The following is a 13,777-nucleotide window of genomic DNA, read 5'->3' as shown; positions in this document are numbered from 1 at the left end:
TCGGTGGGTATCGCTGCGCTCAACGCCACCCTACGGGGCGGCCGGTTTCGTCGGGTGGGAGCGCGAGCGATACCACGCATTGCCGTCGTCCGGGTTAGGCGAGCGCAGTGCGCAATTGGTTGGCGATGGCGGCCTGGTCCAGTTCCTGGCCGATCAGCACCAGGCGCGTGGTGCGCGATTCGCTGGCCAGCCACGGGCGGTCGAAGTGTTTGTCGAAGCGCTTGCCGACGCCCTGGATCAGCAGGCGCATGGGTTTGCCGGGAATCGCGGCGAAACCCTTGATGCGCAGCACGGCGTGGCGCTCGACCAGCGCGGCGAGGGCGTCGAGCAGGGCGCGTTCCTCGACTTCCGGGAGGTCGACGTGGAAGGAGTCGAACTCGTCGTGGTCATGGTCTTCATGGCCTTCATGATCGTGGTGGGTCGGGCGGCCGTCGATGTGCAGCTCGGCCTCGGCGTTGAGCCCCAGCAGCACCGAGAGCGGCAGCCTGCCGGCGCTGGCTTCGACGATCTTCACCGCCGCCGGGAGTTCGTCGGCGACCTGCGCGCGCACGCCAGCGAGGACCGCGGCGTCGAGCAGGTCGGCCTTGTTCAGCACCACCAGGTCGGCGCTGGCCAACTGGTCCTCGAAGAGTTCGTGCAGCGGCGATTCGTGGTCCAGGTTCGGGTCCTGCTGGCGCTGCGCGTCGACCTGCTCGGGATGGGCGGCGAAGGTGCCGGCGGCCACCGCCGGGCTGTCGACCACGGTGATCACCGCATCGACGGTGCAGGCATTGCGGATTTCCGGCCACTGGAAGGCTTGCACCAGGGGCTTGGGCAGGGCCAGGCCGCTGGTCTCGATGAGGATCTGGTCAAGCTCGCCACGGCGCGCCACCAGTTCGCGCATCACCGGGAAGAACTCTTCCTGCACGGTGCAGCACAGGCAACCGTTGGCCAGCTCGAAGACGCGGCCGACGGCCTCTTCTTCGCTGCAGCCGATGGCGCATTGCTTGAGGATCTCGCCATCGATGCCCAGTTCGCCGAACTCGTTGACGATCACTGCGATGCGGCGGCCTGCGGCCTGTTCGAGCAGGTGCCGGAGCAGGGTGGTCTTACCGGCGCCGAGGAAGCCGGTGACGATGGTGACGGGGAGCTTGGCCAGGGTTTTCATGCGCGCCTCGATGCAGGGTTCGGCGGGCAGGAAAGGGCGCGCGCACGGGCTGGCCCGCGCAACGGAAGTCGCCACCGGATCACCCCGCCCGGTTGTCGTGAATGGTCTGTCGAGGCAGGTCTCCTGGCTCGCGATCCGGCCGTTGCCTGGTCTTCGCCTTCCCGCCGTCGGCAGTGGCATTCGGAGACCTTGGGATCGCTCACAGTTGCGGGGGCAGCCGTGGCGGGTCGCGCTGGCGACTTCCACGTTCCCTCTTAGCTCCGGCATGCACCTGGATGCCGGAGAACCTCGAAGCGGCACAGGCTACGCAGCCCCGCCGGCAGGGTCAATCGCCGCCGGCCGGTTGACGCTGCGGCGGCGCTCGTGCTGTGCTGAAAAGCCCTTTTTCCCATCCAGCAGGACACCCGCCCCGTGATACTGGTCGCCGGACTCGGTTGCCGCCGAGGTTGCAGCGTCGAGGAGCTGCACGCGCTGCTGCGCGAGACGCTGGCCGAGGCGCGCGTCGAGGAAGGCGCGCTGACGGCGCTGGCGAGCAGCGACGCCAAGGCCCTGGAAGCCGGCCTGCGGAGCCTGGCCCAGCGCCTGAAGCTGCCGCTGGAGTTGCTCCCGGCGCAGCGCCTGGCGCCCTACGAGTCGCGCCTGAGCGTGGTGTCCGAGCGCGTGCGCCAGGCCAGCGGCAGCGCCGGGGTCGCCGAGGCGGCGGCCCTGGCCCTGGTGGAAGACCTGGCGGAAAGACCGGCGCGCCTGCTGTTGCCCAAGCGGCGCAGCGCCAACGCGACCTGCGCCCTGGCCTGGGCCCCTGTTACCGAGTGAATCTGTCATGACGGTCTATTTCATCGGCGCCGGCCCCGGCGACCCGGAACTCATCACGGTCAAGGGCCAGCGCCTGCTGCGCAGTTGCCCGGTGATTCTCTACGCCGGCTCCCTGGTGCCGCCCGCGGTGCTCGAAGGGCACCGCGCCGAGCGCGTGGTGAACACCGCCGAGCTGAACCTGGAGCAGATAGTCGCGCTGCTCGCCGAGGCCCACGCCCAGGGCCAGGACGTGGCCCGCGTGCATTCCGGCGACCCCTCGCTGTACGGCGCCATCGGCGAACAGATTCGCCACCTGCGCGCGCTCGGCATTCCCTACCAGATCATCCCCGGCGTCACCGCCACCGCTGCCTGTGCCGCGCTGCTCGGCTGCGAGCTGACCCTGCCGGACGTGTCGCAGACGCTGATCCTCACCCGTTACGCCAGCAAAACCCGGATGCCCGCCGGCGAATCCCTCGGCGACCTGGCGCGGCATCGCGCGAGCATGGCCATTCACCTGGGCGTCGGCCAGTTGGAAAAGATCGTCGAGGAGTTGCTGCCGCACTACGGCGCCGATTGCCCGATCGCGGTGATCCACCGGGCCAGTTGGCCGGACCAGGCGCAGGTCACCGGCACCCTCGGTGACATCCTGCCCAAGGCTCGCGCAAAGAACTTCCAGCGCACCGCGCTGATCCTCGTCGGCCGGGTGCTGGCCGCCGACGGCTTCACCGATTCCTCCTTGTACAGCGCGACCCACGCGCACCTGTACCGGCCGGACTGAACAGGGCTCAGGGCAGGCGCGGCACGCCGGGGAAGCAGCCGGCGGTGGGGCCGAGGCGGGAACTCAGCATGGCCAGTTGTTCGGACTGCTCGCGCAACTGAATGACCAGGTGGCTGGTGCCGATGGCTGCCAGCAGGACGACGAAAATCAGCAGGGGGACGGCGTGACGCATGATGGCGTTGACCTCGCGCTCGATGGTTCCGATATGACGCTAGCGAGCGGCCGCTCCGCGCACCTCGTCCAAACGGACTAGATGGGCGTTGCGCCGGGCCAGCGCGCTCTGTGCCAGGAACAGCGCGGCGATGGCCCGCGCTTCCTGCAGCTCGCCGGCGAGCACCAGTTCGCCGAGGCGCTCCAGCGGCACGCGCAGCACTTCCAGGGGTTCCGGTTCGTCGCCGTGCAAGGTGCGCGGCGACAGTTGTTCGGCGAGCACCACCCGGCAGCGGTGGCTCAGGTGGCCGGGCGCCAGGGTCAGCTCGCCGAGGTCGGTCAGACGAGCGGCATGCAGGCCGGTCTCCTCGGCCAGTTCGCGCTGGGCGGCTTGCAGGTAGTCCTCGTCGCTTTCGGCGCCGCCCTTGGGCAGGCCGAGGACCCGCGCCTCGACGCCGACCGCGTATTCGCGCACCAGCAGCACGTGCGCCGGGTCAGGCATGGCGACCAGCAGCACGGAGCGGTAGCCGGTGCCGCGCAGGCGTTCGTAGACGCGCTGTTGGCCGTTGCTGAAGCGCAGATGCAGGGCTTCGATCTGGAAATGGCCGCTTTCGGCGAGCAATTCGGTCTTGAGGATGGTCGGGCATTGGCGCATGGCGATTTCCTCCCGCGTCGTGCTGCCTCCACTGTCGGCCAGCCGTCGAGGTCCGCCATCGTCCGGGTGGACTAGGCGGTCTCCGTGGCGTACTCAACCGAGCGTGGCGACGCTGCGCAGGATCAGGCGCACCAGCATGGTCTGGCGCGTCACTCCGGTCTTGGAGAAGGTCGAGCGCAGGTGCGCGCGGGCGGTGTTGCGGCTGATGCCGAGTGCCTCCGAGGCCTCGTCGAGGGTCAGGCCGTTGGCCAGCAGCATGGCCAGTTGCGCTTCGGCCGGGGTCAGGTCGAAGAGCGCCTTGACGATCTCCTGGGGGGCGCTGGACTCCTGCTCGGGGTCGCTGACGAAGATCACCACCGAGGGGCAGTGTTTGCCTTCGTTCCATTCGCTCAGGGGAACCGAGCGCACGATGATGCCCAGGTCGGCGCGGCCGGAAGGGCGTTGCACGCGCATCGCCTCGACCACCGAGGGCTGCTCGCCGCGCTGCGATTGCAGCGCCTGTTTCACCAGCCGGCGGAATTCCTGGCAGTCGCGTGGCGTGCCGACCTGCAGGTTGTCGCCACTGAGCTTGAGGCCGTCCTTTTCCTTGATCAGGCGGTCGGCCACCTGGTTGGTCTGCAGGATCTTGCCGTTCTCGTCGAGGATGATGGTGCCGACGGCGAACTGGTCCACCGCCCCGGCGTAGAGGTTGCGTTCGGTCTCGATGCGGTTGATCTGCGTGTGCAGGGCGACGGAGCGTTCCAGGTGCGGCACGAAGTGCGCCAGCAGCGCCTTGTCGTCGTCGGTGAACGCGGGCGCCTCCAGGCCCCGGCTGACGCGGATGCGGCACTGGGCGCCATCGTGGGTGGTGATGTCGGCGCCGAGGATGTGGAACACCCCGGTTGGCTCCATGAAGTTCTTGTAGAACTCGGAGTTCAGCCAGTCCTGCTGGGAGACGAACTCCTCCAGGGTGACGACCTTGCCGTTGGGCAGGCCGACGAAGGGGTCGAGGTTGAAGTAGTAACGGTTGTAGGAGGCCACGACTTCGGCCGAGCTGCCGTTGGTGTTGACCATCAGCCCGTCGCTGTCGTCGCTGGGTGGGCGCAGGATGAAGGTGACGTACTTGCTGTCGAGGAACTGGTTGAGTTGGCTGAGGAAGGATTGCCACGGCGTGGGCTCGAGTGGGCCCTGGTAGAGATTGCCGAGCATCCCGCTGAACTGTTCGAGCGTGAGCGAGTGTGCCATTTGAAAACCAATCTTATTGTTTTTATGTAAATCGGCCGAGAGAGTAATCGGCGTTTTCCCAGAAAGGCAATCCGCCTCCCGTCACTTGGGAGACGGACGGTCCTCGCATCAGGCCGGTTCGGCCTGGCTCCCGCACACCGTGAAGGATTTGCGCTCGCGCAGTCCGTCGGGAAGATCGGCGACGTCGGTGTAGAACTGCTCGTACCACTTGCGCAACTGGTAGACCGGGCCGTCGCCGTCGCACAGCAGCGGGTTGTCGATGCGCACCTTGCTGTGCCAGATCACCACGTCTTCGTAGAAGGCTTCCCGCGCCTGCTGCACGTAGGCCTGGGCCATCGCCTGGTTCTGTTCCTCGGTCAGCCCCGGGAGCTTTTTCACCAGCACGCCGTAGCGCAGGGTGAAGCTGTGCAGGTCGATCGGCACATGGCAGTTGAGCAGGATCGAGTGGATCGTCTGGCCGTTCATCGCGCCGGTCATTTCAGTGATCTGGTAGGCCGGACCGTAGTAGCTGGCGACGCTGCGCAACTCGCTGTCGCCGGACAACCGAGCGCTGCTGCCGCGCATCACCTGGGTCGCCACATGGCCTTCGAAGTGGTTGCTGAATTCCTTCACCTTGGCGCTGTGGATCGCGTCGAAGTGCGCCATGTCGGCGACATTGTCCACCAGCTCCCGGCAGTTCGTCTCGATGCGCAATTCCTCCAGCGCCCAGGCGGCCCACTCGCCGTCGTAGCAGGCGTCGATGCGCGGAATGGCCTGTTCGGCGATGGGCGGATTGCCTTCCGGGTCGTTCCAGACGAACAGCAGATGATTCTGTTCGATCACCGGCCAGGATTTGATCTTTGCCCGCGGCGGAATGCGCTTGGCGTAGGGAATGTCGTCGCAGACGCCATCGGCGCCCCAGCGCCACTCGTGGAACGGGCAGCGCAGGCCGTTGCCTTCGACGCAGCCGTGGCTGAGGTCGGCGCCCATGTGCGGGCAGTAGCCGTCGAGAATGTGGAGCTGCCCGTCGTCGCCCTGAAAGGCCACCAGGCGGGTGCCGAAGACCTCCAGGCGATGCGCCTTGCCGTCGCGGTACTGTGCGGCCAGCCCCAGGCAGTGCCAGCCGCGCGCGTAGCGATCCTGCAGGGGGCGGGCTTCGATTCTGTGCAGCGTGCTCATTGTTGTTCTCCCGGTGTCGTCGGTGGTGCCGCAGGCAGAGGTGGGGGCGGCAGGCGCCTGTCCGGGATTCTCCAAGCTCGCGCCGCGACGGCATCGTCTGAACGGACGATGGCCGCGGCTAGTCCGGGTGGACGATGCCGGCGAGCGCGGTTTCGGCGGATAAACCCGCCCATCCGAGCCAACAAGAACGACAACCGGAGTCGCCATGGACAAGCAACGAGACGGCCGCGTGGCGGTCATCACCGGCGCCGCCAGCGGGATCGGCCAGGGCCTGGCCGAGCATGCCGCGCGCCTGCGCATGCGCCTGGTCCTGGCGGACCGCGACGAACTGCGCCTGAGGGCGCTGGCGCAGCGCCTGCGCGCCGGCGGCGTCGAGGTTCTCGAACAGCCGACCGACGTGGCGCGCGGCGAGGCGCTCGACGCCCTGCGCGACGCGACGCTGGAGCGCTTCGGCGGCGTCGACCTGCTGTTCAACAACGCCGGGGTGATGCAGACCGGCGCCAGTTGGGAACTCGACGCGGCGCAGTGGCGGCGCATGCTCGACATCAACCTGATGGGCGTGATCAATGGCTTGCGCAGCTTCATGCCGCTGCTGCTGGAGCAGGGGCGCCCGGCCCATGTGGTGAATACCGCGTCCCTCGCCGGGCTGGTGTGCAGCCCGTTCATGGCGGCCTATACCGTGACCAAGCAGGCGGTGGTGGCCCTGTCCGAAGTCCTTCACTACGAGATGGCGGCGCTGCAGGCGCCGATCTCGGTGTCGGTGCTCTGCCCGGGCCCGGTGGCCAGCCGCATCATGACTTCCGACCAGGCCGGCGGCACGGCGGCCGGGGAACTCGGCGCCCTGCTCGCCGCCAGCATCGAGCAGGGAATGTCCACCGACGAGCTGGCCAGGCGGGTGTTCCAGGCCCTCGCCGCCGGGCGTTTCTGGATACTCCCGCACCCCGGCTTCAAGCCGAACCTTCTGGCACGCCAGCAAAGCATCCTCGAAGAGACCAACCCGGTCTTCCAGATGGCCGAACTCTAAGGAACCGCGATGTCGCTCGATCCCCAGATGCAGTACCTGCTCGATCAGTTCGCCGGCGCCTTCGCGCTGGATTTCGCCCAGCTCGACGCCGGCACCTACCGCAACCTCGCCGATCAGGGACTGCCGGGCCTGGCGCCGCTGGCCCTGGCCGAGGTCCGCGAGCTGCGCGTGGCCGGCGCCGCCGGTGAGTTGCCGGCGCGCCTGTATCGCCCGCAGGCCGGCGACGCCTTGCCCTTGCTGGTGTTCCTGCACGGCGGCGGTTTCGTCGCCGGCACCCTGGACACCCACGACGATCTCTGCCGCCGACTGGCCTTGGCCAGCGGCGCCGCGGTGGTGTCGGTGGCGTACCGGCTGGCCCCGGAGGCGCCTTTCCCGGCGGCGCCGGAAGATTGCTACCGCGCCACCTGCGACCTCCATGCGCGGGCCGCCGAGCTGGGCGTCGACGCCAGCCGCCTGGCCATCGCCGGCGACAGTGCCGGCGGCAACCTGGCGATTGCCGTGGCGCGCCTGGCGCGGCAGCGCGGCGGGCCGCGAATCGCCGCCCTGTGTCTGTTCTATCCGGTCACCGACCAGGCCTGCGACAGTGCCTCGTACCGGGAATTCGCCGAGGGCTATTTCCTCGAAGCGCAGATGATGCAGTGGTTCTGGCGCCAGTACCTGCCGGCGGCGACGGCGCATGACGAGGCGCTGGTATCGCCCTTGCGCGCCGACGATCTGGCCGGCCTGCCGCCGACCTGCGTGTTCAGCGCGGAATTCGATCCCCTGCGCGACGAGGGCGAGGCTTTCGCCCGGCGTCTGCTCGATTGCGGGGTGGAGGCGCGCCTGGTGCGGGCGAAGGGGATGATCCACGGTTTCGCCAGCTTCGCGCCGTTCGTCGTGCGGGCCGCCGAGCATCTGCAGGACGCCGCCGCCTGGCTGCGTCGTGCGCTGGTCTGAGGGGGCGCGAAGATGCCGTTGGATAGCCCGTTACAACTGATCGAGGCCCTGCGCCGTGGCGAGCCGGTGGTGCTCAGCGACGGCGAGGATGACGCCAGCGACGGCGTATTGCTGCAGGCCGCCGAGTTCGCCGACGCGGCGGCGGTCAACTTCTTCGCCCGCGAAGCGCGCGGGCTGATTTGCCTGGCGCTGACCAGCGAGCGCTGCCAGGCCCTCGGCCTGGAACCCATGGTGGCCGCGCCGAGGGCCGGCGAGGGGCCGGGCTTCACCGTTTCCATCGAGGCGACCAGCGGCATCAGCACCGGGATTTCCGCCGCCGACCGGGCGCGCACCGTGCAAGTGGCGGTGGACCCGGCCAGCGGCCCCGCCGATCTGGTCAGCCCCGGCCACATCTTCCCGCTGCGCGCGCTGCCCGGTGGGGTGATGAGCCGCGCCGGACATGCCGAGGCGGCCTGCGACCTGACCCGTCTCGCCGGGCTGCGGCCAGCGGCCCTGCTGGCCGGCATTCTCGACGAGGACGGCGACAACGCGCGTGGCGAAACCCTGCGCGCCTTCGCCCGTCGGCATGGCTTGCGCATGGGCGGTATTGCCGAGCTGATCCACCACCGCATCCTCCACGAAGGCACCATCGCGCGTAGCGCCGAGTACCGTCTCGGCACCCGCCACGGCGAGTTCCGTGTCTGCGCCTACCACGACGCCTTCAAGGACGTCGTGCACCTGGCCCTGGTACGCGGCGAGATCGACTCGGCGCAACCGGTGCTGGTGCGCGTGCAGGCGGTGGAGACGCTGCGCGACCTGCTCGCCGGCGAACCGCCGATGGGGCCGCAGCAGTGGAACCTGGAGCGCTCGCTGGCGCGCATCGCCGCCGAGGGCAGCGGGGTGCTGGTCCTGCTGGCGCAGGTGGAAAGCGCCGGCGCCATCCTCGAACAACTGGCCCAGGGGCCACGGCTGCGCCCGCCGCAGTTTCCGCAACGGACCCTGGGCGTCGGCGCGCAGATACTCCGCGACCTGGGCGTGCGCAAGATGCGCCTGATGAGTTTCCCGGTGACCTACAAGGCGGTCTCCGGCTTTGAATTGGAAGTGGTCGAGTTCGTGCCCTTCAGCGTTGGCCAAGAGGAGTGACGGAGTGATGCGTGGCATGGTGGAAAAAGTCTTCGGCCCGACCCGCCTGGCCGGGTTGCCGTTGCGTAACCGGGTGATCAAGACGGCGACCTTCGAGGGCATGTGCCCCGCTGGCGTGCCGGGCGATGACCTGATCGAGCATCACGCGCGCATGGCGCGCGGCGAGGTCGGCCTGACCACGGTGGCCTACTGCGGGGTCTCGCCGGACGGGCTGACCTTCCCCGACCAGATGTGGATGCACGAGGGGGTATTCGGCACCCTGCGGCGCCTCGCCGGCGCGGTGCATCGCGAAGGCGGCGCGGTGTCTGCGCAGCTCGCGCACTGTGGCTTCTTCAGCCGCAACAAGCCGCTGAACATTCCGCGGCCGAAGGGGCCGAGCGCCTGCTTCAACCAGTACGGCATGCTCTCCGGCGTGCCCTTCGCCGGCGCCATGACCGGCGCCGACATCCGCAAGACGGTGGCGGAATACCGTGCCGCCGCCGCCTTCGTGAAGCGCGCCGGCTTCGACGCCATCGAGATCCACATGGGCCACGGCTATCTGCTCAGCCAGTTCATCTCGCCGGCCACCAACCGCCGCAGCGACGCCTACGGCGGCCGCCTGGAGAACCGCATGCGCCTGCCGCTGGAAGTGCTGGCGGCGGTGCGCGAGGCGGTCGGCGACGACTTCCCGATCCTCGCCAAGCTGAACCTCAGCGATGGCTTCGAGGGCGGCCTGGAGATCGACGAGTCGTGCCGCGCGGCGCAGCTCCTGGCGGGCAACGGCCTGAACGCCCTGGTGATGAGCGGTGGTTTCACCAGTCGGGCGCCGATGTACCTGTTCCGTGGCGAAAGCCCGCTGGCGCAGATGCTGCCGCTGGAGCGCAACCCGCTGCAGCGCAAGGCCATGCAATGGTTCGGCGGACGCATGTTCGCCAACCTGCCCTATGCCGAGATGTACTTCCTCGACCAGGCCCGACGCGTGCGCCAGGCCACCGACATGCCGCTGGTCTACCTGGGCGGCGTGAGCAGCCGCGACAGCATGCTGCGGGCGATGGAGGAGGGCTTCGATTTCGTCGCCATGGGCCGCGCGCTGTTGCGCGACCCGGACCTGGTGCGCAATGCCCGGGAGCAGCGCCAGCACTACGAGAACGGCTGCACGCACTGCAACCAGTGCGTCGCCAGCATGGGTCTGCCCGGCGGTATCCGCTGCGTGCTGAATCGCCCGGACAGCTTCGCCGCGCCGCGCTGATTCCCGCTCGGGCGCTCTCCACAGCGGCCCGCCGACCTGCCGAACGCCCTCGCCCCTGACTGGAGCGGGGGCGTTTGCGTTTGCCCGCCGGGCGCCAGTGTTCTTCCCCCGCTCGCCAGCCTCCCGTGCGCCCCTGCCGTTCGCCGACGTCCGCTCGACCGGGCTGCGCGTGGCGCTCGCCTGCGTTGTCTGCGGGTGCGCCTGCGCCGTGGCGGTGATTGTCGTCGCGCCTGGCGGCAGGCGTTCGGCAGCCAGCGAGCAGCGGCGGATGGCGGTGGCGCCGGGGGTGGGCGACGTGCCCGGGGCGAGGTGTCGCCGCTGGCGGCATGGCGGCATGGCGGGGGAGTGATGGGGACTGGACGCCCGCACGCGGGGCGGCGCTGCCGGGGTGGCGGGAGGCGGGGCGATCGTTGGCGAGGCGGCGCGCCAGGCAAAACGACGGATGCCGGGCTAGCCCGGCATCCGTCGTTCAGGGTTGGGTCACTGACCCAGTTTGCGCATGTTGGCGGCGGTGAAGTAGTCGTTGTCGTAGGTGGCGGTGTTCAGTTCCGCGGGCTTCTGCTCGTTGCTCATGCGGTCGGCCAGGTAGGAGCCGGCGATGAGGTCGTGGAACAGCGCGATGCGCGCCTGGTTCATCTGGATGTCGTAGGCGTAGAGCGAGGTCTGCATGTTGGTGCGCCAGAGCTGGCCGCGGGCGTCGTAGTTGTCGGCGAGGGCGGCGGACCAGCTGTCCTCGTCGATGTACAGCACGCGCTTGGCGTAGATGTGGCGGGCGCTCGGCTTCAGGGTGGCCTCGACGACCCAGACGCGGTGCAGCTCGTAGCGCATCAGGTCGGGGTTGACGTGGTTGGGCGTGAGAATCTCCGCGTACTTGTGGGCCGGGTCGTCGAGCTTGTAGTTGTTGTAGGGGATGTACACCTCGCGCTTGCCGAGCATCTTCCACTCGTAGCGATCGGGCGCGCCGTTGAACAAGCGGTCTTCGTCGATGGTGCGGAAGCCGCCGGCGCCGATCGGCGTGTCGTAGCCGACGGTGGGCGCGCGGCGCACGCGGCGGGTGCCGGGCAGGTACTGCCAGCTCTGCCGTGGGCTGACGATCGGGTCGAAGAACTCATGGCCGCCGATGATTTCGCCCTTGGCGCGCACCGGCTTGAGGGTGGTGATCATGAAGTGGCTCATGACTCCGCCGTCATAGCTTTCGCGCGAGCCTTTGGGGTCGCTCCAGGGCGCGAGGATCTGGTAGTGCACGGTCTGCAGCGCCTGGTTGCCGTTGGAGTAGATCACCGCCTGGTCGTAGATCGCTTCCTCGCTGTTGGGCCGCGCTTGCAGGGCGTGGTTCCACATCAGCTCGTAGCCGTTCTTGGGGATCGGGAAGGGCGAGGCGCCAAAGGCGCTGCGCACGCTGTTGCCGTCGTTGGCCAGCTCGGCGTTGAGGGCGTTGGCCTTGATGTCGTCTTCGGCTTTCTGGCTGAAGCGGAAGTCGCGGTGCGACGGGTAGACCGGCATGCGGAAGGTCGCCGCGTAGCGCTTGAACATCGCCCGCTGGCCGTCGGTGAGCTTGTCGGCGTATTTGTCGACGTTCTGCGCGGTGATGACGAACAGTGGCTTCTCATCGGCATAGGGATCGGGGTAGGCGTTGCCCGGTCCGGCGTATTTCACCTGCGGCGGCGCGCCGCGCCATTTGCCGCTCCAGGCGGGAATGCTGCCGTCGGCGTTGCCGGCCTTTTCGGCGCCCATCGGCGTGAGGTCCTTGCCCAGGCGGGCGGCTTCTTCCGGGCTGACCTTGGCCTGGGCGTGCAGGCTCAGGCAGGCGAGGCCGGCGGAGAGTAGAAGGGGAAGCAGGCGGGGGGTGCTTTTCATGTGGGTCGTGCTCCTCGGGCTGACGGGGTCAGAAGCTGTATTTCGCGCTGAGGGATAGGTTGTCGCGGTCCGCCAGGGGCGTTTCGCTGGCATTGCCGAGGTACATGTTGTAGCGGGCCTCGACGGTGAGATTGTTCAGGTAGCGCCAGGTGGTGCCGACGGCGAAGCGGTCGTCGCCCTGGCCCAGGCCGAAGCTGCCGGGCATCGAGGAACTGCCGTTGACCGCCTGGCTGAAGATGATCGGCACCGTCAGGTCCCAGCCGTTGAACACGTTGTTGTAGTCCAGCGACAGGTTGACGGTGTAACCCCAGGCCGAGGTGTCGTAGTAGAGCTTGTCGGTGTTGGCCGTCTGCACCTGGGTGTAGCGGCCGCCGCCGCCGGGGACGAAGACGTCGAAGCTGGGTGCCTTGTCGTTGTCCAGCACGCGGTTGTAGCCGACCTCGCCGGTGAGGGTGGTGTTGTCGGCGATCGGCAGGTTGCCGAAGGAGTGGATGAACGAGACCAGCGCCTGCACGGTCTTGCCGCGCACCGCGTAGGGCACCAGGCCGGTGTCGACCAGCACCGGCTGGCCGTCGCGGTAGCTCACCTCGCCGCTGACGTTGGTGTCGCCGACCATGCTGGAGAAGCTGGCGCCGTACAGGTCGATGCCCTCGAAGTAGAGGGCGCGGTAGGCCGCGTTGTTCCACTGGCTGAGGAAGTCGATCTGCGGGGTCTTGTCGTGGAAGCGCAGGTAGTACAGACCGAATTCGGTGTTGTTCAGCTGCTCCACGCTGTAGGTCAGCGCCAGGCCGTACTGGCCGGAGTTGCTCGGCTTCTTGTCGCCCAGGCGGTGGGTCATGCCGAAGGCATCGCTGTAGCCGCCTTCGTCGATCTGGTCGGTGGTCGAGAAGTAGCTGCCGACACCGGGGATCTCGGTCTTCTCCCACTTGTACTGGTAGTAGGCCTGCACGTTCAGCGCGTCGCTCAGGCTGTACTGGGTGAACACCTGGCCGACCGGCAGGAACAGCTCCTTGATCTCGATGCCGGGAGTGTTCGCCTTGGTCGCGTCCACCGGGCTCATCGCCCCGGAGATGCCGAAACCGTTGAACAGGCTTTCGCCCCAGGCCACCACCTGGTTGCCGACCCGCGCGTTCAGCTTGTGGCCGCTCAGGTCCCAGGTGCCGTAGGCGTAGGTGTCGAGCAGGCGCGCGTCGTCGCCGTGCTGGTCGACGGTACCGTCCGGGAATTGGTCGGGCTTGGCGCAGTGGCCGCTGGCGTAGCAGTTGGAGGTGCCGGTCGCGTTGTCGTTGCTGTGGTGATAGACGTCGTCGTAGAAGCCGGTGGCGCGGACGAACAGGCCGTAGTCGTCGCGGAACTTGAAGTCGGCCTCGGTGAGGAAGCTGGCGCGGTTGTTGATCAGGCTGCCCCTGGCGAAGGCGTTGTCGCCGTCGTCGATGCTGGCGATGGCCGGATTGGGGTAGCCGTTGGACAGGCCGCGCGCGCGTTGCTCGGTGCGCCAGGCCAGGCCGTAGGTGAGGGTGGTGTCCCAGTTGACCTTGAGGTCATCGTTGAGCTGGTAGGACAGGGCATGGGCCTGGCCAGCCATGACCAGGCCCATGGCGGACAACTGCAAGGCAAGCGGCAACGGCCGCACGGCGTTTCTTGTTCTTGTCATCTCGTCCTCTGCGCGGGTCGGGGCGAGGTGCCCGACCTCGATCGGGGGTTGG

General features: G+C 68.4%; 13 protein-coding genes and 1 riboswitch. Of the genes, 6 read left to right on the top strand and 7 right to left on the bottom strand.

The window, feature by feature from the left end; translation table 11 throughout:
- Nucleotides 1-94 precede the first annotated feature (94 nt).
- Complete coding sequence (cobW, locus tag BLQ74_RS07610) at nucleotides 95-1,147, bottom strand: cobalamin biosynthesis protein CobW (protein ID WP_090261934.1); 1,053 nt, start codon at nucleotides 1,145-1,147, stop codon at nucleotides 95-97.
- 96 nt (nucleotides 1,148-1,243) lie between these two features.
- Nucleotides 1,244-1,453, bottom strand: a riboswitch (cobalamin riboswitch).
- A 105-nt stretch (nucleotides 1,454-1,558) separates the two neighbouring features.
- Here cobW and BLQ74_RS07605 point away from each other — a divergent pair.
- Both BLQ74_RS07605 and cobM read left to right on the top strand, forming a co-directional pair.
- Nucleotides 1,559-1,960: a cobalamin biosynthesis protein gene (locus BLQ74_RS07605; protein WP_090261933.1), complete on the top strand. Its 402-nt coding sequence runs from the start codon at nucleotides 1,559-1,561 to the stop codon at nucleotides 1,958-1,960.
- A 7-nt stretch (nucleotides 1,961-1,967) separates the two neighbouring features.
- Nucleotides 1,968-2,717, top strand: coding sequence for a precorrin-4 C(11)-methyltransferase (cobM, locus tag BLQ74_RS07600; RefSeq protein WP_090261932.1), 750 nt, complete (start codon nucleotides 1,968-1,970; stop codon nucleotides 2,715-2,717).
- Nucleotides 2,718-2,724: 7 nt separating this feature from the next.
- On the opposite strand, the gene BLQ74_RS27410 is transcribed toward cobM, so the two are convergent.
- The 4 genes from BLQ74_RS27410 to BLQ74_RS07585 form a co-directional block, all read right to left on the bottom strand.
- Nucleotides 2,725-2,889: a hypothetical protein gene (locus BLQ74_RS27410; RefSeq protein WP_170842775.1), complete on the bottom strand. Its 165-nt coding sequence runs from the start codon at nucleotides 2,887-2,889 to the stop codon at nucleotides 2,725-2,727.
- 39 nt (nucleotides 2,890-2,928) lie between these two features.
- Nucleotides 2,929-3,522 (bottom strand): ADP compounds hydrolase NudE, encoded by a 594-nt coding sequence (nudE, locus tag BLQ74_RS07595; RefSeq protein WP_090261931.1) that lies wholly within the window; start codon nucleotides 3,520-3,522, stop codon nucleotides 2,929-2,931.
- 93 nt (nucleotides 3,523-3,615) lie between these two features.
- Nucleotides 3,616-4,746 (bottom strand): helix-turn-helix transcriptional regulator, encoded by a 1,131-nt coding sequence (locus tag BLQ74_RS07590; protein WP_090261930.1) that lies wholly within the window; start codon nucleotides 4,744-4,746, stop codon nucleotides 3,616-3,618.
- A gap of 108 nt (nucleotides 4,747-4,854) precedes the next feature.
- The gene (locus BLQ74_RS07585) at nucleotides 4,855-5,904 is read right to left on the bottom strand and encodes a 3-ketosteroid-9-alpha-monooxygenase, oxygenase component (RefSeq protein ID WP_090261929.1); all 1,050 of its coding nucleotides are present in this window, start codon (nucleotides 5,902-5,904) and stop codon (nucleotides 4,855-4,857) included.
- Nucleotides 5,905-6,109: 205 nt separating this feature from the next.
- Here BLQ74_RS07585 and BLQ74_RS07580 point away from each other — a divergent pair, with 205 nt between their 5' ends.
- Genes BLQ74_RS07580 through BLQ74_RS07565 form a run of 4 tightly spaced genes read left to right on the top strand, consistent with a single transcriptional unit; the run spans nucleotide 6,110 to nucleotide 10,214 of the window.
- Nucleotides 6,110-6,928 (top strand): SDR family NAD(P)-dependent oxidoreductase, encoded by an 819-nt coding sequence (locus BLQ74_RS07580; RefSeq protein WP_090261928.1) that lies wholly within the window; start codon nucleotides 6,110-6,112, stop codon nucleotides 6,926-6,928.
- Nucleotides 6,929-6,937: 9 nt separating this feature from the next.
- Nucleotides 6,938-7,864: an alpha/beta hydrolase gene (locus tag BLQ74_RS07575; RefSeq protein WP_090261927.1), complete on the top strand. Its 927-nt coding sequence runs from the start codon at nucleotides 6,938-6,940 to the stop codon at nucleotides 7,862-7,864.
- 12 nt (nucleotides 7,865-7,876) lie between these two features.
- The gene (locus BLQ74_RS07570) at nucleotides 7,877-8,986 is read left to right on the top strand and encodes a 3,4-dihydroxy-2-butanone-4-phosphate synthase (protein WP_090261926.1); all 1,110 of its coding nucleotides are present in this window, start codon (nucleotides 7,877-7,879) and stop codon (nucleotides 8,984-8,986) included.
- Nucleotides 8,987-8,993: 7 nt separating this feature from the next.
- Entirely contained in the window at nucleotides 8,994-10,214 is a 1,221-nt protein-coding gene (locus BLQ74_RS07565; protein ID WP_090261925.1) for an NADH:flavin oxidoreductase, read from the top strand.
- A 480-nt stretch (nucleotides 10,215-10,694) separates the two neighbouring features.
- Here BLQ74_RS07565 and BLQ74_RS07555 read toward each other — a convergent pair whose 3' ends face one another.
- Nucleotides 10,695-12,071, bottom strand: a complete 1,377-nt coding sequence (locus BLQ74_RS07555) for a DUF1329 domain-containing protein (protein ID WP_090261923.1) — start codon at nucleotides 12,069-12,071, stop codon at nucleotides 10,695-10,697.
- 28 nt (nucleotides 12,072-12,099) lie between these two features.
- Nucleotides 12,100-13,725 (bottom strand): DUF1302 domain-containing protein, encoded by a 1,626-nt coding sequence (locus BLQ74_RS07550; protein WP_090261922.1) that lies wholly within the window; start codon nucleotides 13,723-13,725, stop codon nucleotides 12,100-12,102.
- Nucleotides 13,726-13,777: the final 52 nt, after the last annotated feature.

Source organism: Pseudomonas panipatensis (assembly GCF_900099785.1).
GTDB classification, from domain to species: Bacteria; Pseudomonadota; Gammaproteobacteria; order Pseudomonadales; family Pseudomonadaceae; genus Pseudomonas; species Pseudomonas panipatensis.
This window is presented reverse-complemented; position numbering and strand designations above follow the sequence as displayed.